The following is a 21,464-nucleotide window of genomic DNA, read 5'->3' on the forward strand; positions in this document are numbered from 1 at the left end:
AGAACTTAGGTCTTTCGTACAATTATGCGATTAAAATATATAACACTTTGTTTACTGGGTTTGAGCATTACTGGGTGTGCTCAACATGTCATAAAAACCAATTCAACGGAGCAGTCTCTCGGGCAACAAGCCACTCAAGGCTTAAACGCAATGTTTGAAAATGCCAGTTATGACATGAAAGGGCAATTTTCAATTCAAACCGATATTCAGTTCGATGAAAAAAAGCCTGAAACCAAGTCAAAGCCTGCAACTATTACACAGCCAGAGCTGGATCCTAAACTTAAAAAACAACTGGATCAGTTGATTAAAACCCAAAATATTCCATTTAGCCAAAAAGAAAAGAAACAGCTCTATCAAGCGATTGCCAATGAATCGATCCCACCATCAGCGCGCTATAGCGATGAAAAGGATGGCGTTTCTCCGCAATCTAAAATTGCTCAATCACTGCTGAATGTATTGAATGATTTACAGTTTAGCTATAGCGGTTCAGTACATTTTAGAGAAAAACTTGCTGCCTTAACCTTGCAATTGAGTTATCAAAAACCGACCTTGCAGGTGAATGCACAGTTGCCGATGATCATTGATTTTAATCAACATAAATTTTATACCAACTACTTTGCGTTCATGCCGTTTATGGTAAATCGCGAAAGCCAAAGCAGCTTGGCTTATGTGGATTTTTCAAAACATAAAGAGACGATTGCTCAGTACGATTTGAAAAAATTTGCTGACTATTTAAAACAGATGAATGCTTTGCCCTATGTCTTGGCAGAGCCGAATCAAGTGCAAAATATTGCTTTAACACGTGATGAAAAAAATGCAGGGCTGACTAAAAAAATCCGCTATGTGGGTGATCTCGATGCGCTTTACACCCAGCTTGAACTTTTTGATTTTGTGAACGCCAACTATTACACCACGCAAATCAAAGGTCAGCGCAATAGTGACGCCGAGCAAGATGACTCTGTGGACGCTGCTGTGCATCTTAGTGCTTCCGAAGAGGCGATGGCTGCGGCTGAAGCGGCGGGAGGGACTGCAGTAGCGGCAGCAGTTGAGGATGAAGACGATGATGCGGCTTATGCATCTGTAGAACGTGTGAATGAGCTGCTCAATGCGAAAATGCATGGCCTGATGTATCACCAACATGAAACGGAAGAAGAACAAACGTCTTCTGCAGCTGAATCTGCTGAGTACGCGATCGATACTGCAAGTGCATATGCGGAGGCGACCGCGGGTGATGACGAAGAAACCTATAGTTCGGATACTGAAGTAACCGAAGCTTATGCGGCTTCCGAAGAAGATGACGAAACAGCGAATTTATCTGAGGAAGTCTGTCAGGCCTTGATGAACACCAAACAGGTGCCGATTGGTAAAGTCACACTGTGTCAGGATTATCAAGATGTTCGGGTGATACCGCTGCAAACAGATTCTGTACCATCGGCTTCTGCTGCGGACGCATCCAATACAGATTCAGAGATTTCGGATGCTGTTGAGCAGTTAAAACCAGTATTCCAGCAATATCAAAGTGAACAACTTATCGATGTAAAACAATTTCAGCAATTATGGCAAAAGCATCAAGCTGAAATTGCGCAGGTGCTGAATGCACAGGATAAATCATCTTCGAATGTTGTGATGGATGTAGGCTTAGATCACAAAGGCCGCGTCCAAGTAATGGACTATCAATTGGCCTTTAATGAGCCACGTTTAGGTCAATTAAAGCTGAAAAGTAGCAACCAAATCTTGAATTATGGCAATGCGACTAAAATTGATCGCCAAGCCATGAAACAGGCAAAATCCATTGAGGAAGTCAGTAAAGATTCACTCTTTGAAAATATGTTGAAAGGTCTGCTTGCACCAATCACGGGAAATGATCCTCTGCTTGTTGAAGCAGAAACTGCATCGGTCGATGATGTCCGTGCTGCAAATGAAGAAATCGAACTTCCTGAATATCTAAGTATTGTAGCTTTGCAAAGTTATAAGCGCCATCAATCTGAAGTGAAAGCCTATCAAGCGGCATTTGTCGTGGCATTTGCTAACTATCGCGCTCAGTATGTGCGTTATTACTCAGTCAATGATTTGAATGAAATTGCTGAAGTTTATGCATATCGATTTGTTGATGGGTTAAAAGAACCAACAGGCAATGCGCTGAAACGTTTAAATCAATTACGTGATAAGCATGCTTTACATCGCTATCAAGACTTTGATGACTTAGGTTCTTCGGTCAATCATTATGTACAGTCGGGGATTGGTGAGTACAAAGCTCAGGTTGAGTGGAAACAATTGCAAAAAACCTATAAGACTGATCAGGCGATTTTTGCACATTTATATCAACAAAACTTTTTAGCCAGTTATGAACTGGAAGGAACTGAAAAAGCACATTTGGTGAAAGCATCAAAAATCTATGCGCAAGCCTTTGCTGATGATATCAAAGGAAAATTATCAGAAGCGTCATTACAAGGCCTAACAGCAGAACACGAAGAGTTGTTCAGCCAATCGGCTTATTATGAAACCTATAAGGCCATTCAAAAACACAAGAACTAAGTTGGATCAAAAAAAGAACCTCAATCGAGGTTCTTTTTTTAGGTGTTTAGCCTGCTCAGAAAGTGAATTGAGCAAATCATTTTGAATTATAGAAAGTCTTTTAGATCAGGTTTAATGCCATTCCAAATGGAAAAAGATTCAATCGCTTGACCAACCAACATGCCAAAACCTTCTGAGGTCGGAACATGGCGTGCTTTGGCTTGATCCAAAAACGTCGACGGTTTGCCATAGGCCATTTCATAGGCATGTGTAAATTGTAAAGCTTCAGGCAAAATTAGCGGATCACCCGTTAAGCTTGCCGATGTGGCATTAATCACCAGATCAAATTGACCTGCTAAGTCAGTGAGTGCAATGGCTACAAGTTCGGCATTCGGTACAGCAGTTTTTAAGCCAGCGACCAATTGTTCAGCACGCGCTAAAGTCCGGTTGGCAATCACGATTTTTTTGGCCCCAGCTTGTACCAGCGGGTAAATCACGCCACGTGTTGCACCACCTGCACCAATAATTAAAATATCCGTCTGTTCTAAACTCCAATCTAAGGCACGGATGGCATCGACCAGACCTTGTCCATCGGTATTATCGCCATGGAGTACGCCATCTTGCATCCAAAGTGTATTGACCGCACCTGCAATTTTGGCACGTTCAGTAAGCACGGTACATTGTGCATACGCTTGTTCTTTAAACGGAACAGTGACATTCATACCGATACCACCTTCGGCAAAGAAGGATTCGACACTGTGCTGAAAACCATCGAGTGGCGCAAGTCGTTTGCTGTACTGAATGTCGAGGCCTGTTTTTTCAGCGAAGGCATGATGAAGTTCAGGTGAGCGTGATTGTTCAATCGGGTTGCCAATCACGGCAAATTGTTTGCTCATTGCACAGCGTCCATGTAGATGTGAAAGAGCAGACAATATACGCCAAAACCGAAGATGGCTAAAGTTCGGGCAGTCTTAAAATCGTGAAATAAAGGCGGAAAATTAAGGATTACAAATATCTAAGACGCTTTGAATCAAGATGCTCGCAGCACTGATGACTAGACCAATGAGGGCAACGACCATGAAGCCAATGGCCAAATTATCATTCAAAGACGTTTCGGAAAAAATATTAGTACTGATAGCGCTGATCAGCACAACAGCAAAGCTCCAAAACACCAAGGCAGTAAGACTGACTGCTTTTTTATTGAGTGTTTGATGTGTCATGTGCGTTGTACTCCGTACAAGAAAGTTACAGCCATGAGTTTATTGACACATTGTGCAATGACATAGCGTAAAGCTGTTTAAAAGATGTGTCATTGTTGAGCAATATGATTACAAAGTAAATGCTTAAAAAATTTATTTATGCATCAAGATATTACATACAAATGAATACTCTATTCATCAGGCAATAAAAAGCCCCTGACGGACAGGGGCAAATACACGTTTATCCGTTTTATTTCAGCGTCTTCAGCCAATCTTGCGGTTTTAAATAAAAGTCGGTGAGCCTTTTCTCGGCAGAATGTTCTTCCCATTCAGGACGATACGACCAGCCTGCCAAGGGTGGCATACTCACTAAAATCGACTCAATACGCCCACCAGTTTGTAAACCAAATAAGGTGCCACGGTCATACACTAGGTTATATTCAACGTAACGACCACGACGGTAAAGTTGGAAGTCTCGTTGTGCTTCGGTATAGGCTTTGTCTTGGTTTCTTTGGAAGATCGGTAAAATCGCCTCTAAATAACCATTACCGACGGCCTGCATATATTTGAAACAGGTTTTAAAGTCCCATTGGTTGAGATCATCAAAGAATAAACCGCCCACCCCACGTTGTTCATCACGATGTTTTAGATAAAAATAGTCATCACACCATTTTTTATGTTCATCATAGAGCGTATCGCTAAATGGGGCACAAAGATCATGGGCAGTTTGATGCCAAGACAAGACATCTTCATCATTTGGATAAAAGGGAGTGAGGTCAAAACCACCGCCAAACCACCAAATCGGATCTTGGCCTTCTTTTTCCGCGACAAATAAACGCACATTGGCATGGGAGGTCGGGACGTTGGGGTTTTTCGGGTGAATTACCAATGACACGCCCATGGCTTGCGCTTTAGCACCTGCAATAGCGGGATGGCGTTCAGTCGCAGAGGCCGGTAATTTTGAAATGTTGATGTGCGAGAACATCACGCCGCCTTTTTCAATCACAGTTCCATTTTGAAGAACACGTGAGCGACCACCACCACCTTCAGGGCGTTCCCAGTCATCGATCGCAAATTCGGCACTTCCGCCACCAGCACGTTCTTGCTGTTCCAATGCGGCACAAATCCGTGCCTGTAAATCGCGAAGGAATTCATCTACACGTTGAATATCGGCTGAAGTTGGATTCTGCATGGTGACCTTTATTAAAATAATTTAAAGATAAGTGTCATCAAAGCATAAATTACGTGAAAACTTAAGGCATTTTTCCCGATACTCAGCATCGGATCTATGCTTTAAATCTGGAAATCTAGTGATTAAACCAAAAGATCATGCAAAGTTAGCAGCAATTGCTCAGACTGAAATTGGGACTATTCCGACAAATTTGCTAGGTTGAATTCACTTCTGAAGCCCAGCACAATAATCATTAAGTAGATTTAAATTGAATCTCATTGATTGAAATGGTGCATCGATGTCTCAGCAAGCGAGTTCTTTAATTCAAAAATATAATGTACCGGGTCCACGCTATACCAGTTATCCAACCGTGCCGTATTGGGAGGAAGCTGAGTTTTCATTACAACAGTGGAAACAGGGATTAAAGCGTTCATTTGATGAGACCAATCACAGCGAAGGCATCAGTCTGTACATTCATCTGCCATTTTGTGAAAGCTTATGTACGTTTTGTGGTTGCCATAAAAAAGTCACAAAAAAACATGAGATGGAGCTGCCTTATATTCAGGCGGTGCTGAAAGAATGGGACTTATATTGTCAGCTCTTGGTCGATCGACCGATGATTAAAGAAATTCATTTGGGCGGGGGAACGCCTACTTTCTTTTCTCCTGAGCATCTCACCCAGTTGATTCAAGGCATTCTAGTGCATGCTGATATTGCTGATGCACATGAATTTAGCTTTGAAGGGCATCCGAACAATACCACACGTGAGCATTTACAAGCTTTGTATGATGTTGGTTTTCGACGCGTAAGTTATGGAGTGCAGGATTATAATGAGAAGGTGCAAAAAGCCATCCACCGTATTCAGCCCTTTGCACATGTTGAACAAGTAACACAGTGGGCACGTGATATTGGCTATACCTCTATTTCGCATGACTTGGTTTTTGGTCTGCCATTTCAGGATTTAAACGACGTGTTGCATACCATTGAACAGACCAATCGTTTGATGCCAGATCGTCTAGCCTTTTATAGCTATGCGCATGTGCCGTGGATTAAGGGCAATGGGCAACGTGGTTTTAAAGATGCCGATGTGCCGAAAGATGATTTAAAACGTCAATGCTATGAAGAAGGTAAGAAGCAATTACTTGCACATGGCTATCATGAAATTGGAATGGATCATTTTGCATTAATCCAAGATCCAATGTATCAAGCTTTTCAGCAGGGCAGTTTGCACCGTAATTTTATGGGCTATACCGCATCGAAAACCCAAGTAATGATTGGTCTCGGCTTATCTTCGATCAGTGATAGTTGGTACAGCTTTGCACAAAATGAAAAGAAAATTGAAGACTATTATGCACGTTTAGAAGCGAATGAAATTCCAGTCTATCGGGGGCATGTGCTGACAGATGAGGACTTAATCATTCGTAAACATATTCTCAATTTGATGTGTACCTTCCAAACTTCTTGGGCAGGTCCAGAAATGCAATTTCCTGAGCTTGATGAAGTATTAGCGCAATTGGCTGAAATGCAAGAAGATGGCTTGCTCGAGATTTTTGATCAGCACATTCAGGTGAGTGATGCAGGCAAGCCTTTTGTCCGTAATATCTGCATGGCTTTTGATTTACGATTAAAACGTCGTGTTCCTGAAAATCGTATTTTTTCGATGACGATTTGAATCTCCCCTAACCCCTCTTTAATAAAGAGGGGGAAGCCTCCCTTTTGTAAAGGGAGGTTTGGAGGGATTAATTTATGGAGAATTTAAAGGATTTTTAAAAATCGTCCTTTTGATACATATGCGACATACGATCATGTTTGGTTTTTAAATATTGTTCGTTAAAGGGATTTAAACCCACAGTCAGCGGAACACGATCAACGACATTCACGCCTTGCGCTTGGAGCGCTTCAATTTTTAATGGGTTATTGGTAATGAGACGCACAGCCGTAATGTTGAGATGATTCAACATGATAGGGCACATATCATAACGACGTGCATCGGCAGGAAGATCCAATAATAAATTGGCATCCACTGTGTCATGGCCTTGGTCTTGTAGGGCGTAAGCACGGATTTTATTGGTTAAACCAATACCGCGACCTTCTTGGCGTAAATATAAAATCACCCCTTGACCCGCTTCATTAATTAATTTTTGGGTGGCTTGAAGTTGTGGGCCGCAGTCACATTTGAGTGAAGCAAAGGCATCACCAGTCAGGCATTCGGAGTGGATACGAACTAAAACAGGTTCAGTAGGAGCTTGTTCTAGTCCTTTAGAGAGTGCGACATGTTCTTCACCGGTTTCAGGATCCTGAAAAACCGTAATATTGAATTCACCAAAAGCGGTCGGTAATCTTGACGTTGCGACAAATTCTATAGGCACTGCTTAACCCGTTTATTCGATTATAAATTGGCTAAAGTATAGCGTAATGCTTGGACATTGGTAGAATTGCAACGACGAATTTATGCAGAACATTTTCTTTTTTGTATAAAGCGAACGATAATAGTTGATAAATAGGAAGATTATTCAGGATAATCTGACTCATTCAAAATCTCCCCAACGAGATCATTGCTAAAAATTACATCGCTACAAGTTTGGCTGATTGTAAGGTGATACAATTCGACGATATGATCGAGTTACCCATTTAGACCGAGCTTAGGAATTTGCCAGGCTTTAGAAGGCTTTGCCACATTATGCTGTATAAAGAAATACCATCTCAACGCCCTGTAACACCGTTGCTGGATACGATTAACCATCCTCAACAACTTCGTTTACTCGAGCGCAGCCAATTAGAGCAAGTGGCGGATGAGTTACGTCAATTTATTTTGTATGCGGCCGGACAAAGTGGTGGGCATTTTGGTGCCAATCTTGGGGTGATCGAATTAACCGTGGCATTACATTACTGTTTTGAAACGCCACGTGATCGTCTGATTTGGGATGTGGGTCATCAAGCCTATCCGCATAAAGCCTTGACCGGTCGTCGTGAACAATTAGTGACGATTCGTGCCAAAGATGGTTTGGCTGCGTTTCCTGCCCGTGAAGAATCTGAATTTGACACCTTTGGCGTAGGCCATTCATCAACAGCGATTTCTGCTGGTCTTGGGATGTCATTGGCACGTCGCTTCAAGCAAGATCCCTGTCATGTGGTTGCAATCGTGGGTGATGGCGCGATGACAGCGGGCATGGCTTTTGAAGCCATGAACGATGCGGTGGCACACAATGCTGACCTCATGGTGGTATTGAACGACAACGATATGTCGATCTCATGCAGTACTGGTGGTTTTGCTAAGCATTTGGCTGCGATTTGGGAAAGTGGTCAATCGGTGAATATTTCTGAAAATGGCGAAGCCTATATTCAACCTCATCCTGAATGGGCGTATAACTCACGCCTACATTGTGCTGCGACCGATGCTGCAGACAACCTATTTAAAGCCATTGGCTTTGACTACTTTGGTCCTTTTGATGGGCACGATGTTGAACAATTGACACATGTGTTTGAAGCCTTAAAAAAACGCAGAGGCCCACGTTTAGTGCATGTCTATACCAAAAAAGGTAAAGGCTTTGCACCTGCCGAAGCAGATCAAATCAAATACCATGCCATCAGTAAAGTGAATGCACCTGCTGCAGTGGCAACTGCACCGAAATATTCAGATGTTTTTGGTCAGTGGTTATGTGATGAAGCTGCACAGGATGATCGTTTATTGGCGATTACTCCTGCGATGTGTGAAGGCTCAGGCATGGTGCAATTTGCCAAGCAGTTCCCTGAGCGTTTCTTTGATGTTGCCATTGCAGAACAACATGCGGTGACTTTGGCTGCGGGTATGGCCTGTGAAGGGGTAAAACCGGTTGTTGCAATCTATTCAACCTTCTTACAACGTGGTTATGACCAGCTGATTCATGACGTCGCTTTGCAAAATCTTGATGTGACATTTGGTATCGACCGTGCAGGTTTGGTTGGTGAAGATGGCCCAACGCATGCCGGTGCATATGATTATGCCTTTATGCGTACCGTGCCAAACATGGTGATCATGGCGCCGAAAGACGAAAATGAATGTCGTCAAATGTTGCATACGGCTTATTTGTATAAAGGCCCAGCGGCGGTACGTTACCCACGTGGTAATGGACTGGGTGTTGAGATTCAGCAAGAGATGATTGAGCTTGAAATTGGCCGTGGTGAAATTGTTGCAAACTTCAATGATCAGCAAGATGACACCATTTCTATACTGGCTTTTGGTAGTCGTGTTCAAGCGGCACTAGAGGCAGGGCAGGCTTTAGCGACAAAGCTAGATGTGGCTGTACGTGTGATTAATATGCGCTTCGTGAAGCCATTAGATACACAGTTGATCGATCAAATCGCAGCAAGTACGCAACTATTTGTGACAGTTGAAGAGCATGCAGTCATGGCGGGTGCGGGCAGTGCAGTAAATGAATATTTAGCCCAAGCAGGCGTGGTTAAGCCTGTGCTGAATTTAGGTTTGGCTGACGAGTTCATGCATCAAGCAACACATGCTCAAATGTTGCATCAGGCTGGACTGGATGCTGAAGGCATTGGCGCTTCAGTGACACAGAGCTGGCTAAAACATAAGCAAACAGTGGTTTGTTGAATTTCTAATTTTTAGAAACATTTTTTCCCTAAAAGCCCTTATATTTGATAAGATATAAGGGCTTTTATGCATTATTCTTTATCAGTATCTTCAAATTTGTAGTGGGTGTTCAATGGAACCTATGGTGGTTATGGCTGCGCGTGCGGCTCAATTAGTTGGTCAAGAGCTTTTAAAAGCGCATCAAAATCGTCATAAACTCGATCTACAAGTCGAAGAAAAAGGAATTGATGGTCCAGTAACGCGTGTAGACCGTTATTTGGAACAATTGACTATCGATACCCTACGTAAAAGCTATAAAAATCACAGTTTCCTAGGCGAAGAGTTTGGTCTTCAAGAAGGCAAAGGTCACGACGCTGATTGGTGTTGGATCATCGACCCACTTGATGGCACATTAAACTTCGTTAATGGTGTTCCACATTTCTGTATCTCTATTGCAGTTCAACATAAAGGTGTAACTCAACACGGTGTTATTTATGACCCTGTGAAAGATGAGTTGTTCTCTGCAAGCCGTGGTCGCGGTGCGATGATGAATCAACGTCGTATTCGTGTAAATGTAAAAGACAGCTTAGAAAACACTTTCCTTTCAGTGGGTCATGCGTATCGTAAAATTCGTAATGGCGAAGTGGTTTCTTATGCGAAAAACCATTTCAACTCATTGTTAAATGTGACTGAAGCCGGTGCTCAATACCGTCGTTCAGGTTCTGCTGCTCTTGATCTAGCATATGTTGCTGCCGGTCGTTTCGATGGTTATTTCGAACTTGGTTTGAAACCTTGGGACATCGCTGCGGGTGAACTTATTGTGAAAGAAGCGGGTGGTACTGTGGTTGATGCTCGTGGTGGTAACGACTCAATGGACAATGGTCAAGTACTTGCATGTTCTATGAAAATGCTTAAACCGCTTATGCAAGCTGTTGTTCCAGCTTGGGGTGAAGCTGCTAAATAATAGAACGCTTAGTTCGAGTTTATTGACAGAATAATGAAATAAAGCCCTCTTTATGAGGGCTTTATTTTTGTCTAATCGGTCAAAAATAATGGCTTAAACACCTATAATTTAAAGCTTCTTACAAAAAATATTCTGAAGTTGACTAAAACAGGTGACATTTAAAAACTTTCTGCTATAATCCCCGCACGCACTAAATTTCGTTCATTACCTGAACATTCTCTTCTATCATTGTGTATGCGCGTTCCGGTCCAAAGAGAGGACGATATTTCGCGCCCCACCCAATCGCTAAGCGATTCCTTCAGGTTGCGGCTGTAATCATGTGTGCGTTATACGCATCGTCGTTCTCGGATCGCCGCTGATTCTATATTTTCAGCGTCTTTTGCTGTGCCGCTTTTTGCCGATGTCCATCTGAATTTATATTTTTAATGGAGCACCCATTTTTGGGGTGAAATACTCTATGAGCAAAACTTTTGCTGATTTTCCTTTACATGAGTCGTTACAACTAGCATTACAAGGTCTAGGTTTTACTACTCCGACTCCAGTGCAAGAACAATCAATTCCAGCTGCATTAGAAGGTAAAGACCTTCTTGTATCAAGCCAAACTGGTTCTGGTAAAACTGCTGCATTCTTACTCCCAACTGTGAATGCTTTGGCTGGTCAAGACACATTGATGTCTTTTAAAGAGCGCATGAAAGCGGTAACTGCACCGTCTATTCTTGTACTTTGCCCTACACGTGAATTGGCTCAACAGGTTAGCCAAGACGCAATTGCTTTAGTACGTCACATGAAAGGTGTTCGTATTGCTGCAATCATGGGTGGTATGCCTTTCGGTAAACAAATCCAACAGCTTAAAGGTGCACAAGTTGTCGTAGCGACTCCAGGTCGTTTACTTGACTTGGTGAACCGTCGTCAAATTAAATTAGACAACGTTGATGCGTTAATCGTTGACGAAGCTGACCGTATGCTTGACTTAGGTTTCTCTGAAGACCTAGAAGCGATCAGCGACTTGGCTGCTAACCGTAAACAAACATTAATGTTCTCTGCAACATTTGCGCCGCGTATCATTACACTTGCAGAACGCATGATGAATGATCCACAGCGTATTGCGATTGAAACTGGTCACTCTACAAATACTGACATTACTCAGACACTTCACTGGACTGACGGTTTCGAACACAAGAAAAAACTTTTGACTCACTGGTTATCTGATGAGTCTGTAGATCAAGCAGTTGTATTCGCATCTACTCAAGAAGATACAGATATGTTGGCTGAAGAACTTGCAGAAGCAGGTCACTCAGTTGTCGCTCTTCACGGTGCAATGCCACAAACTGTACGTAACCGTCGTTTACGTAGCATTCGTGAAGGTCGTGCAAAAATCTTAGTTGCGACTGACGTTGCTGCACGTGGTCTAGACGTACCAACTATTTCTCACGTAATTAACTTCGGTCTTCCAATGAAGAACGAAGACTATGTACACCGTATTGGTCGTACAGGTCGTGCGGGCCGTACTGGTAGCGCGATTACTTTAGCGACTTACCGTGAACGCGGTAAAATCCGTGCTTTAGAAGACTTCTTAGATGCACGTTTAAATGTATCTGAAATTGAAGGTCTTGAGCCATCTCCACCTCCTGCACGTGGTAGCCGTGATGGCGGTCGTGGTCGTCGTGATGGCGGTCGCGGTGGTCGTGGTGGTTTCGGTGGCGGTCGTCGTTTTGAAGGTGAGTCAAACTTCAAACGTCGTGAAGGCAACCGTGATGGCGAACGTCGTTCATTCGGTGGCGAAGATCGTCCACGTCGCGAATACAACAACGATCGTCCACGTCGTGAAGGCGGTTTCGAAGATCGTCCACGTCGCGAATTTAACAACGATCGTCCACGTCGTGAAGGCGGTTTCGAAGATCGTCCACGTCGCGAATTTAACAACGATCGTCCACGTCGTGAAGGCGGTTTTGAAGATCGTCCACGTCGCGAATTTAACAGCGATCGTCCACGTCGTGAAGGTGGTTTTGACCGTCGTTCTAACGATGACAACCGTGGTAACCGTGTAGATTACAAACCAGCTCGTGAAGGTTATGGCGATCGTCCAAAACGTTCATTTGGTGAAGATCGTCCACGTCGTGAATTCAACGGTGACCGTCCTCAACGTTCATTTGGTGAAGATCGTCCAAAACGTTTCGGCGATGACCGTCCAAAACGTTTCGGTGATGATAAACCACGTGGCGAACGCACTTTCGGTGAAGACCGTCCACGTCGTAAATTCAATGACTAATTGAATTTCGAAAGAAATATCGAAAAAACCGGTGGAAAGACCGGTTTTTTTTATGGATTTAAATTAGCTTTTTAATCAGAAAAATGTATACTTGATCAAACTTTATGTGTTTAATGATAATTAATATGAACGGAAACGCGTTGGCAAATATGCGTACAGTGATGATCGAGGTACTTATGCCTTATATCGGTTTGACACTCTTATTGTGTAATATCGTTTACTATATATACAATTATTTTAACTAAATTCTTCTATTGGGTTGAAAGCAGCCTCTATAAAATCGCATTAATAATAAAAAACAATTTACCTGATGGAATGCAGGGATATGCGCTCATGCAATGGTAACATTTTAAACTTCAATCCTTTATAGTATGCATGCTGAAAAAAATGCAGGAAAATCCTCAGCTATGAATAATCAAACGTCTTCTCAGACTCAGGCACTGATCGAAGTGAAAAACCTGAGTTTTAAGCGAGGAGAGCGCGTCATTTATGACAATGTCAGTTTAAAAATTCGTCGTGGTCAGATCACTGCAATTATGGGTCCATCTGGTACAGGTAAAACGACTTTACTCCGTTTAATTGGTGGTCAATTGACTCCCGATAATGGAGAAGTGTTGCTTGATGGGCAGGACATTGCACAGATGTCACGTCAGGAACTCTTCGCTGCGCGTGCGCGTATGGGGATGCTGTTTCAGAGCGGCGCATTATTTACCGATATGTCGGTATATGAAAACGTAGCCTTTCCAATTCGTGCGCATACCAAGTTGCCAGAGCATTTGATCGCTGAAATTGTTGCGTTGAAATTAGAGTCTGTTGGTTTACGTGGTGCAGAAAAAATGATGCCCTCTGAACTTTCAGGTGGTATGAATCGTCGTGTGGCTTTGGCCCGTGCAATTGCACTCGATCCTGAGCTGATCATGTATGACGAACCCTTTGCAGGGCAAGACCCGATTGTGATGGGGGTTTTAACCCGCTTGATTCGTTCGCTACGTGAAGCTTTAGATCTAACCACGATTATTGTTTCGCATGATGTGGCTGAAACATTATCAATTGCAGATTACATCTATGTGGTGGCTGAAGGGAAAGTGCAGGGCGAGGGAACACCTGAGCAGTTAAAAGCACATGCTTCGCCTTTTGTGAAGCAGTTCTTGACGGGTTCGGTAGAAGGTCCGGTCGATTATCAATTCAGTCATCAGCCCTATTTAAATCATGAGGTTCGTTCATGAATGCTATTGCCGCATTAGGTAGACGCGTCATTGAACGTGTTCGAGGAATCGGCGTAGCAACCATTATGTTGCTGCAGATTCTTTTTTCCATGCCGACTTTACTTGGCGTGAAATTGTTTATTTATCAGATGTACCGTGTTGGTGTGCTTTCATTACTAATTATTGTGGTATCTGGCTTATTTATTGGCTCGGTACTGGGTTTGCAGATGTATAGCATTCTGTCGACCTTTGGTAGTGAAGCGATGCTCGGCACCGCAGTTGCGCTGACTTTATTGCGTGAACTTGCACCTGTGGTTGCGGCTTTACTCTTTGCTGGTCGTGCAGGTTCTGCTTTGACGGCTGAAATTGGTTTGATGAAAGCCACTGAGCAGTTGTCGAGTATGGAAATGATCGGGGTCGATCCATTAAAACGTGTGATCTCGCCACGACTTTGGGCCGGTATTTTTAGCTTGCCAATGTTGTCGGTGATTTTCGCTGCGGTCGGCATCATGGGCGGTAAATTGGTGGGTGTTGATTTTCTAGGTGCAGATGAAGGCTCTTATTGGAGTGGCATTGAGAACAGTGTGCAATTCTTTAAAGACGTCTTTAATGGCACCATCATCAAAAGTTTTGTTTTTGCATTAATTTGTACTTGGATTGCGGTCTATCAGGGCTATGCCTGTGTCCCAACTTCAGAAGGTATTGCAACGTCGACCACACGTACTGTCGTGTATTCTTCGTTGTGTGTTTTAGGATCAGATTTCGTGTTGACTGCGGTCATGTTCGGAGGTATTTAATGAAATCACGTACGAGTGAACTGGCCGTCGGTTTTTTTGTCATTCTTTTTGCTATCGCTATTTTCTTCTTGGCGATGCGTGTGAGTGGTTTGGTCGGCAATAACATCGAAGACAGTTATGAATTGACCGCGACATTTGAAAATGTAAACGGGATTAAACCCCGTGCCAAAGTCACCTTAAGCGGTGTCAAAGTCGGTCAAGTGGAGTCGTTGAAACTCGATCCTGTGACGCGCTTAGTGACAGCACATCTGATTATGGATGGCTCATTAACCTCTTATAACGCAGAACAATTAAAAGAAGTGCAAAAGAATGCACTCGAAGAACTGCGTTACACATCAGATTATGAAGCAGCAACACCTGCGAAACAAAAAGAAATGGAACAGCAACTGATTGCTAACATGAAATCCATCACCAATATCGATGAAGATGCTTACATTATGGTGGCAACCAATGGTTTATTGGGTGAGAAATATTTGAAAATTGTACCGGGTGGTGGTGTCAACTTCTTAAAACGTGGTGACCAAATTGGTAATACCCAAGGTACGATGGAAATCGAAGATTTGGTGTCTAAATTTGTGACCGGTGGTGCAGGGAACAAATCTGACAGCACAGCAGATACTGAACAAAAAACAGAAGCTGCTGACACAACAACGGCAGAAGAACCTGCATTTGTTGAATAATTTTTAGGAGAAATTAAGTGAACACATTGTTAAAACATACGCTTACAGCAAGTATCTTATCAACTATGATGGCAGGTACAGCTTTTGCTGCTCCAAGCGAAGCACCACCTGCATTTGTAAAAAAAGTGGCTGATGGCCTCATTACACGTTTAAAAGCAGACCACGCAAAACTACAAAATAACCCTGCGGCTGTGAAAACGATTGTTCGTCAAAACTTAGACCCGTATATCGATTCACAAGCGTTCACACGTATCGTGATGGGTACGTATGCCACTAATCAATATAGCTCAGCGGCTCAACGTGCACAGTTTGAACGTAACTTCCGTGCAACGCTGATCGAAAATTATGGTTCAGCTTTTGCCAAGTTTAGTAACCAAACGTATAGCATGCGTCCATATAAAGCGTCGAACAGTAAGAACCCTGTTGTAACGATTGATTTCCATAACAACGGTGAAAAAATTCCAGTTTCTTTCCAGTTGGCGGATAAAGGTTCACAATGGAAAATCCGTAATATCAACGTTTCGGGTATCGACCTAGGCTTACAATTCCGTAATCAGTTTGCGGCAACTGTAAAACGTAATGGCGGTAACATTGATAAAGCAATTGCGAACTTCAAACCTGATGCTGATGCAGCATTGGACAAGAAAAAATAAGATAGGTGATGTGTGATTAAACTTCATCAACAAGAATTGATGGTTTCAGGCAAAATCGATTACAACAATGCCGAATTGTATTATCAAGACGGCTTGAAGTTGATTCAACAACAGCAAGCTTTTCCCTTGGTGGTCAATCTTGCTGAGCTTGGGCATGGCAGTACTTTGGCTTTAGCTGTTTTGGTCCGTTGGTTACGTCAAACGCCAAAAGCGCAAGGTTTGCAGTTTAAAGCAGTCCCTGAAAAAATGATGAAGATTATTCAAGCCTGTCATCTTGAGCATGACTTGCAGTTGATCTAAATAAAAAAAGCACCGTAAGGTGCTTTTTTTATTGCAGTGCGATAAGAAGTTCTCACAAGTCTACGCAATAGGAACGGATTAAATCCATTTCTTCCAGCGGAAGTACATCAATGGGCCAATAAAGAATGCCACGATGATTAAGCTGACCACGATAAAACTGGTTGTACCATGTGCGAAGGGCAGTACATCGGTGTTCATCCCATAGACGCTAGCCACTAACATCGGTGGCGCAAGCATACTTGGTAAAATCGAGAATCGACGAATCGTATCATTCTGTTCGGTGTTAATGAACCCTGAGGTGGTATCCAGTAAGAATCGAACCTTTTGGAACAAGAAGGCATCATGCTCAACAAGAGAGCGTACGTCTTCACTGAGCTCTCGGATGTCGGCATCATAAATATGACTGCCCAATGCGCGAGGACGTGACAGGAAGGTGAGAACACGACGTAAGTCGATCAGACAGAGCTGAGCTTTCCCGAGCATATCTTCTAAATGCGCAAGTCGGGTAATCATGTCATCTAAGTCTAAAATCATCTCACGATGACGGTTATTCAGCACTTCTGTGGAATACTTTTCTAAGTCCTTGTGGATATCTTCCAAGATATCCGCAAGCTCATCGAGTTTGGCTTCTAAAAGACCCAATAAAATCCAAGTTGGATCTTTATAGTCAATTTCATAATCATTGCGACGCGCGCGGGCACGAAAGGCACGGAAAGCCACCAGCTTTTCACCCCGTAAAGTGAATAAGCGCTCTTTATGCAAAATAAAGGCAACCGTTTGTACGGTAGCTAAGGTGCTGGCATTTTCTTCGGGTTCGCCATCGACCTGAAAATTTTTATTTTTCGTTAAAAAATAGGTGCTGATGTGCAAAATACCGTCGTCATCACGGTAGAATCGTGCACTCGACGAAATATCTTCTAATGATTTTAATGTAGGTAAATTTTGATCATAGGCATCCATAATCCATTGCTGCTCTTCCTGAGACGGGGCAATGAGATCGAGCCAGACTAAATCCTGATGTAAATCGAAGTCACCATTGATGGTGACATCTTCCAGGCTACCGCGCTCTGTGGCGTAAAAGGCTTCAAGCATGTTGTCTTTTCCCCTTGCGCAGTAAGTTAAAAATGAATGGGTGTATTTTAGACAAGGATTTGCTGAAAAACACTGTTCTAATGCTTATTTTATGAAAAAATCTGTTTAAAGTTGATTTTTCCAGCATAGCGTTCCTGATCTGATGGTGATTATAAATGAAATCTATCGCAATTTTCTGTGGTTCCGCCCTTGGTAACAATCCTGCCTATTTACAGGTGGCTGAAAAAGTCGGTCGTCATTTGGCGGCACAAGGTATCACACTGGTCTATGGTGGTGGTCGTTCAGGTTTGATGGGGGTTGTGGCAGATAGTGCTTTGCGTGCAGGCGGGCAAGTCATTGGGGTGATTCCAAAAGTCTTGGTCGATAAAGAATTGGCACATCCAGATTTAACCGAATTGCATGTGGTAGAAAATATGCAACAACGGAAAACCAAAATGTCTGAACTCTCGGATGGTTTTGTGGCGATTCCAGGTGGAGCAGGGACTTTAGAGGAAATTTTTGAGCAGTGGACGTGGGCTCAATTGGGCATTCATTTAAAGCCATGTGCCTTTCTCAATGTAGATGGTTTTTATGACGATTTATTGAATTTTCTAAAAACAACTGCAGAAAAAGGCTTTACCCATCCGCGTTTTATCGAAGGCTTAATTACAGAAGATAATATTGAAACGATTGTTGAAAAGTTTCAACATTTCACTGCGCCAGAGCCGAAATGGGGCATGGTTGAACGTACAGCCTTTATCACCGATTTGGAACAAGATTGATGAAAACTATCACTGTTGCCGCAGCCATTATTCTAAATGAACAGCATGAACTTTTAGTGGTTCGTAAAAAACACACGGCATTCTTTATGCAAGTGGGTGGCAAGTTAGAACCCAATGAAGCCCCTGAAATCACCATGCTACGTGAAATTCAGGAAGAAATTGGCTGCGCTGCGCAGATTGAACAATTCATTGGTCGTTTTGAAACGGCCGCTGCGAACGAAGCCGATCATCTACTGGTGAGTTATGTCTATCTGGTCCAGTTGCAAGGTGAACCGAAAATTGATGCAGAAATTGCAGCAATGCAATGGGTCAGCTTGGATGATACACAGACAAAACTCGCACCTTTAACACGTGAGGTGGTGATTCCTTGGGTGAAGCAGCAGGCGCGATCTCTTGTTGAAAGCTAAACCGCTTCGCTTGCTCAGTTTCTTTATTAGTGGTTGATGTTAGAAACTAAGGCTGTGCTGCAGCAATGCATGCGGCATATACCTGCGTGCAATGTAGCCGATGTAACAGCGTACTTAATGCATGGATTGAACTTCCCGTGGTCACCACATCATCGATGATGAGGACTTTACGGAAACGGCGTTTTTCGGTTGGGTCGATAATAAATTGCTGTTCGATATTTTCTAGGCGTTCTAGCCGACTTAAACCTTTTTGAGCGTGCTGTGCTTGACGAATCACCGGTTGCCAAACAGGGATGCGTAATTGCTTTGCCATCATGTGTGCAACGAGTAGCATTTGGTTGTACCCACGGTCTTTGAGGCGTTCTACTGAAATAGGCATGGGAACAATGGCCTGAACTCGAGCTAAGCGTAAATTTAAAAGGCTCTGTGCCAGTAAATTTTGATAGTGCAATTGTTGTTCATACTTATAGCTTTGGATGATGCGATCTATTGGAAAATCATAGTGAAAGGCACAAGAGATGCTGTGTTCATGGCGATTAACCTTTTGTTTAAACCAAGGCAATTGTTCCCAACAATCGGTACAAAGCGAATGATGTTGTTGTCGATCGATACCGCAGAGTAGGCAAGGGGAAACGCTCTGCATCCCTTTTTGGATGAAGTGTTGGATAGATTGGAGCATGTTTTTATTCTAATCATTCTTTTTTGAGTATTTTGCACAGATTGCTGTGAAGTGCAATCACGACACCACAGCAATCTGTTCGAAAAGCTTACTGGTTAAAGCCAATCTACATTTTTAGGATAATCGATCCATCATCCTAATTTTATACATAGGCATAACGGGGTGCTTCAGGCAGCCAGCGTTTTAAAAGCGCTTGAGCCTGTGCTGGATAATCATTCAGGACTTGTTGAGCCACATAGTGTGCCTGATTGAGTAAATGATCATCTCGCTCTAATTTGGCTACACGAAAGCCCATATCTCCCGTTTGTTTAGTGCCGAGGAGTTCACCGGGACCACGAATTTCCAAATCTTTTTCAGCAATAATAAAGCCGTCATTGGTCTCACGCATAATGCGTAAACGCTCTTGCCCATTTTGCGACAAGGGATTTTTATACAGCAAGGCACAGAAACTGGCTTTGGCACCACGTCCTACACGACCACGTAGCTGATGTAGTTGTGAAAGCCCTAAGCGTTCTGCATTTTCAATCACCATGATTGAGGCGTTCGGGACGTCAACACCGACTTCAATGACGGTGGTTGCAATTAGTAATTGCAATTCATTATTTTTAAATTGCTGCATCACAGCTTGCTTTTCATCGGCCTTCATTTTGCCGTGAACCAGACCAATATTGAGGTCTGGGAAGCGTTCTTTAATTTCATTAAAAGTCGCTTCAGCGGCCTGAGCATCTAAGGTTTCGGATTGTTCTACTAGGGTGCAGACCCAATAGGCTTGTTTGCCTTCAGCACAATTGCTGGCAATCCGCTGTAGCACTTCTTCACGACGGTCAAGTGGAATGGTGACCGTTTGAATTGGTGTACGACCGGGTGGCAGTTCATCAATGACGGAGGTGTCTAAGTCGCCATAAGCCGACATGGCCAAGGTACGAGGAATAGGGGTTGCCGTCATCACCAGTTGATGTGGTGTCATGCCATTGAGACCTTTGTTCCGAAGTGCCAAACGCTGATCGACACCAAAACGGTGTTGCTCATCAATAATCACTAAACCCAATTTGGCAAATTGAACATTGTCTTGAAATAAAGCATGTGTGCCGACCACTAAATGGGCTGAACCATCTTGAATGCTTTGTTCTGCCGCAGCTCGAGCTTTGCCTTTTTGTTTGCCTGAAAGCCAAGACACAGTTAGACCCATCGGCTCAAACCATTTTTTGAAATTTAGATAATGTTGTTCGGCCAAAATTTCTGTCGGCGCCATCATGGCCACTTGCCAACCTTCCTCGAGCGCATGACAGGCAGCCACGCCTGCAACCAAAGTTTTACCTGCACCCACATCGCCTTGTACGAGTCGCAGCATAGGTTTGTTCTTTTTCAGATCGACCGCAATTTCTTTGGACACACGTTTTTGTGCGCCGGTCATTTCAAATGGCAGCGTACTTAAAAGTTGTTTGGTGAAGTTCTTACTTGCAGAGAAAGACGGTGCTTCGATTTGTTGAATATAAGCACGGCGGCTGAGCAAACTGACCTGATGGGCAACCAATTCTTCGAAAATTAAACGTTGCTGTGCAGGATGAGAACCTTGGCTCAGTTGCAACATATTGGCATCGACAGGGGGATGATGAATATAGTCCAAAGCCTGTTTTAGTGCATAGCCATTGGTGAATTTTTCTGGCAGTAATTCAGGTAAGTCATCACTATATAACTGTAGTGCTTGTTTGACGTATTCACGTAGTTTGGGCTGTGTTAAGCCTTCGGTTGCAGGGTAAATCGCAGTGAGTTGGGTTTGTGGTAAAGGCGTGTGTTCAGTAATCACCTGTAGTTCAGGATGATACATTTCTAAGCCACGAGCACCAACACGGACTTCACCAAAAATCCGTAAACGATTGCCCGGTTTTACCCGATCAGTAATGCCTTTGTAGATATGGTAAAAACGTAAAGTAACTTTGCCACAGTCGTCATCCAAAAGGGCGGCCATCGATTTACGCTTACCGGGTGGGAAGTCGATATTTTTGACTGTACCTTCCAGTAAATAACTGCGGCCCACGGTTAATTGGTTCATGGGGATGATCGTGCTACGATCTTCATAGTCGCGTGGCAGATGAAACAAAAGATCATCTGTTGTGAAAATATTTAGTTTTTCAAGTAAAGCAGCGGCGGCATTGCCAACCCCTTGCAATTGATGGACGGCAGCCATGTCCCCTCAACTTCG

Annotated in this window: 19 protein-coding genes; 12 read left to right on the plus strand and 7 right to left on the minus strand. The window is 43.2% G+C overall.

The features are described 5' to 3' along the window. The first annotated feature begins 24 nt into the window (after nt 1–24). Nucleotides 25–2,535: a hypothetical protein gene (locus FTU64_RS02615; RefSeq protein ID WP_180059165.1), complete on the plus strand. Its 2,511-nt coding sequence runs from the start codon at nt 25–27 to the stop codon at nt 2,533–2,535. An 86-nt stretch (nt 2,536–2,621) separates the two neighbouring features. Here the strand turns inward: FTU64_RS02615 and aroE are convergent, their stop codons facing one another. The 3 genes from aroE to hemF form a co-directional block, all read right to left on the minus strand. Then, nucleotides 2,622–3,410, minus strand: a complete 789-nt coding sequence (gene aroE, locus FTU64_RS02620) for a shikimate dehydrogenase (RefSeq protein WP_180059166.1) — start codon at nt 3,408–3,410, stop codon at nt 2,622–2,624. Between the two features lie 102 nt (nt 3,411–3,512). After that, complete coding sequence (locus FTU64_RS02625) at nt 3,513–3,734, minus strand: hypothetical protein (protein WP_078189308.1); 222 nt, start codon at nt 3,732–3,734, stop codon at nt 3,513–3,515. Between the two features lie 229 nt (nt 3,735–3,963). Further along, the gene (gene hemF / locus FTU64_RS02630; protein ID WP_180059167.1) at nt 3,964–4,905 is read right to left on the minus strand and encodes an oxygen-dependent coproporphyrinogen oxidase; all 942 of its coding nucleotides are present in this window, start codon (nt 4,903–4,905) and stop codon (nt 3,964–3,966) included. A 277-nt stretch (nt 4,906–5,182) separates the two neighbouring features. Between hemF and hemN the strand changes: the two genes are divergently transcribed. Next, nucleotides 5,183–6,556: an oxygen-independent coproporphyrinogen III oxidase gene (hemN, locus tag FTU64_RS02635; RefSeq protein ID WP_180059168.1), complete on the plus strand. Its 1,374-nt coding sequence runs from the start codon at nt 5,183–5,185 to the stop codon at nt 6,554–6,556. Nucleotides 6,557–6,650: 94 nt separating this feature from the next. Here hemN and ribA read toward each other — a convergent pair whose 3' ends face one another. Beyond that, nucleotides 6,651–7,253, minus strand: coding sequence for a GTP cyclohydrolase II (ribA, locus tag FTU64_RS02640; protein WP_180021583.1), 603 nt, complete (start codon nt 7,251–7,253; stop codon nt 6,651–6,653). 311 nt (nt 7,254–7,564) lie between these two features. On the opposite strand from ribA, the gene dxs reads away from it, so the two are divergent. The 8 genes from dxs to FTU64_RS02680 all read left to right on the plus strand — a co-directional run bounded on the left by dxs (nt 7,565) and on the right by FTU64_RS02680 (nt 16,322). Continuing rightward, a complete protein-coding gene (gene dxs, locus FTU64_RS02645) occupies nt 7,565–9,475 on the plus strand; it encodes a 1-deoxy-D-xylulose-5-phosphate synthase (protein ID WP_180059169.1) in 1,911 nt (636 codons plus the stop codon). A gap of 112 nt (nt 9,476–9,587) precedes the next feature. Beyond that, complete coding sequence (locus FTU64_RS02650) at nt 9,588–10,418, plus strand: inositol monophosphatase family protein (RefSeq protein ID WP_078189303.1); 831 nt, start codon at nt 9,588–9,590, stop codon at nt 10,416–10,418. A 457-nt stretch (nt 10,419–10,875) separates the two neighbouring features. Next, nucleotides 10,876–12,687, plus strand: coding sequence for a DEAD/DEAH box helicase (locus FTU64_RS02655; RefSeq protein ID WP_180055400.1), 1,812 nt, complete (start codon nt 10,876–10,878; stop codon nt 12,685–12,687). A gap of 407 nt (nt 12,688–13,094) precedes the next feature. Continuing rightward, nucleotides 13,095–13,913 (plus strand): ABC transporter ATP-binding protein, encoded by an 819-nt coding sequence (locus FTU64_RS02660; protein WP_218947263.1) that lies wholly within the window; start codon nt 13,095–13,097, stop codon nt 13,911–13,913. Next, entirely contained in the window at nt 13,910–14,689 is a 780-nt protein-coding gene (mlaE, locus tag FTU64_RS02665) for a lipid asymmetry maintenance ABC transporter permease subunit MlaE (RefSeq protein ID WP_078189301.1), read from the plus strand. Before FTU64_RS02660 ends, mlaE begins: the two co-directional genes overlap by 4 nt. After that, nucleotides 14,689–15,369, plus strand: a complete 681-nt coding sequence (locus tag FTU64_RS02670; RefSeq protein WP_168379104.1) for an outer membrane lipid asymmetry maintenance protein MlaD — start codon at nt 14,689–14,691, stop codon at nt 15,367–15,369. Before mlaE ends, FTU64_RS02670 begins: the two co-directional genes overlap by 1 nt. 17 nt (nt 15,370–15,386) lie before the next feature. Further along, nucleotides 15,387–16,022 (plus strand): phospholipid-binding protein MlaC, encoded by a 636-nt coding sequence (locus tag FTU64_RS02675; RefSeq protein ID WP_078189299.1) that lies wholly within the window; start codon nt 15,387–15,389, stop codon nt 16,020–16,022. A gap of 39 nt (nt 16,023–16,061) precedes the next feature. After that, nucleotides 16,062–16,322, plus strand: coding sequence for a lipid asymmetry maintenance protein MlaB (locus tag FTU64_RS02680; RefSeq protein WP_218947264.1), 261 nt, complete (start codon nt 16,062–16,064; stop codon nt 16,320–16,322). A 78-nt stretch (nt 16,323–16,400) separates the two neighbouring features. Here the strand turns inward: FTU64_RS02680 and FTU64_RS02685 are convergent, their stop codons facing one another. Next, complete coding sequence (locus tag FTU64_RS02685) at nt 16,401–17,414, minus strand: CorA family divalent cation transporter (RefSeq protein WP_078189297.1); 1,014 nt, start codon at nt 17,412–17,414, stop codon at nt 16,401–16,403. A 155-nt stretch (nt 17,415–17,569) separates the two neighbouring features. Between FTU64_RS02685 and FTU64_RS02690 the strand changes: the two genes are divergently transcribed. Then, entirely contained in the window at nt 17,570–18,175 is a 606-nt protein-coding gene (locus tag FTU64_RS02690; RefSeq protein WP_180055398.1) for a TIGR00730 family Rossman fold protein, read from the plus strand. After that, entirely contained in the window at nt 18,175–18,582 is a 408-nt protein-coding gene (locus tag FTU64_RS02695; RefSeq protein WP_180059170.1) for an NUDIX domain-containing protein, read from the plus strand. Before FTU64_RS02690 ends, FTU64_RS02695 begins: the two co-directional genes overlap by 1 nt. 46 nt (nt 18,583–18,628) lie before the next feature. Here FTU64_RS02695 and FTU64_RS02700 read toward each other — a convergent pair whose 3' ends face one another. Both FTU64_RS02700 and recG read right to left on the minus strand, forming a co-directional pair. Next, nucleotides 18,629–19,261: a ComF family protein gene (locus FTU64_RS02700; protein WP_180059171.1), complete on the minus strand. Its 633-nt coding sequence runs from the start codon at nt 19,259–19,261 to the stop codon at nt 18,629–18,631. Nucleotides 19,262–19,403: 142 nt separating this feature from the next. Continuing rightward, nucleotides 19,404–21,449, minus strand: coding sequence for an ATP-dependent DNA helicase RecG (gene recG, locus FTU64_RS02705; RefSeq protein WP_180059172.1), 2,046 nt, complete (start codon nt 21,447–21,449; stop codon nt 19,404–19,406). Nucleotides 21,450–21,464: the final 15 nt, after the last annotated feature.

The sequence above is a fragment of the Acinetobacter sp. YH12128 genome (assembly GCF_013418655.1).
Classification (GTDB): domain Bacteria; phylum Pseudomonadota; class Gammaproteobacteria; order Pseudomonadales; family Moraxellaceae; genus Acinetobacter; species Acinetobacter amyesii.

Excerpts from the sequence above, each read along its gene's own strand:
- FTU64_RS02685 (WP_078189297.1), bottom strand. The coding sequence starts at position 17,414 with ATGCTTGAAGCCTTTTACGCCACAGAGCGCGGTAGCCTGGAAGATGTC.
- FTU64_RS02690 (WP_180055398.1), top strand. The coding sequence starts at position 17,570 with ATGAAATCTATCGCAATTTTCTGTGGTTCCGCCCTTGGTAACAATCCT.
- FTU64_RS02615 (WP_180059165.1), top strand. The coding sequence starts at position 25 with ATGCGATTAAAATATATAACACTTTGTTTACTGGGTTTGAGCATTACT.
- dxs (WP_180059169.1), top strand. The coding sequence starts at position 7,565 with ATGCTGTATAAAGAAATACCATCTCAACGCCCTGTAACACCGTTGCTG.
- FTU64_RS02695 (WP_180059170.1), top strand. The coding sequence starts at position 18,175 with ATGAAAACTATCACTGTTGCCGCAGCCATTATTCTAAATGAACAGCAT.
- hemN (WP_180059168.1), top strand. The coding sequence starts at position 5,183 with ATGTCTCAGCAAGCGAGTTCTTTAATTCAAAAATATAATGTACCGGGT.
- aroE (WP_180059166.1), bottom strand. The coding sequence starts at position 3,410 with ATGAGCAAACAATTTGCCGTGATTGGCAACCCGATTGAACAATCACGC.
- FTU64_RS02700 (WP_180059171.1), bottom strand. The coding sequence starts at position 19,261 with ATGCTCCAATCTATCCAACACTTCATCCAAAAAGGGATGCAGAGCGTT.
- recG (WP_180059172.1), bottom strand. The coding sequence starts at position 21,449 with ATGGCTGCCGTCCATCAATTGCAAGGGGTTGGCAATGCCGCCGCTGCT.
- FTU64_RS02625 (WP_078189308.1), bottom strand. The coding sequence starts at position 3,734 with ATGACACATCAAACACTCAATAAAAAAGCAGTCAGTCTTACTGCCTTG.
- FTU64_RS02650 (WP_078189303.1), top strand. The coding sequence starts at position 9,588 with ATGGAACCTATGGTGGTTATGGCTGCGCGTGCGGCTCAATTAGTTGGT.
- mlaE (WP_078189301.1), top strand. The coding sequence starts at position 13,910 with ATGAATGCTATTGCCGCATTAGGTAGACGCGTCATTGAACGTGTTCGA.
- FTU64_RS02680 (WP_218947264.1), top strand. The coding sequence starts at position 16,062 with ATGGTTTCAGGCAAAATCGATTACAACAATGCCGAATTGTATTATCAA.
- FTU64_RS02660 (WP_218947263.1), top strand. The coding sequence starts at position 13,095 with ATGAATAATCAAACGTCTTCTCAGACTCAGGCACTGATCGAAGTGAAA.
- hemF (WP_180059167.1), bottom strand. The coding sequence starts at position 4,905 with ATGCAGAATCCAACTTCAGCCGATATTCAACGTGTAGATGAATTCCTT.
- FTU64_RS02655 (WP_180055400.1), top strand. The coding sequence starts at position 10,876 with ATGAGCAAAACTTTTGCTGATTTTCCTTTACATGAGTCGTTACAACTA.
- FTU64_RS02670 (WP_168379104.1), top strand. The coding sequence starts at position 14,689 with ATGAAATCACGTACGAGTGAACTGGCCGTCGGTTTTTTTGTCATTCTT.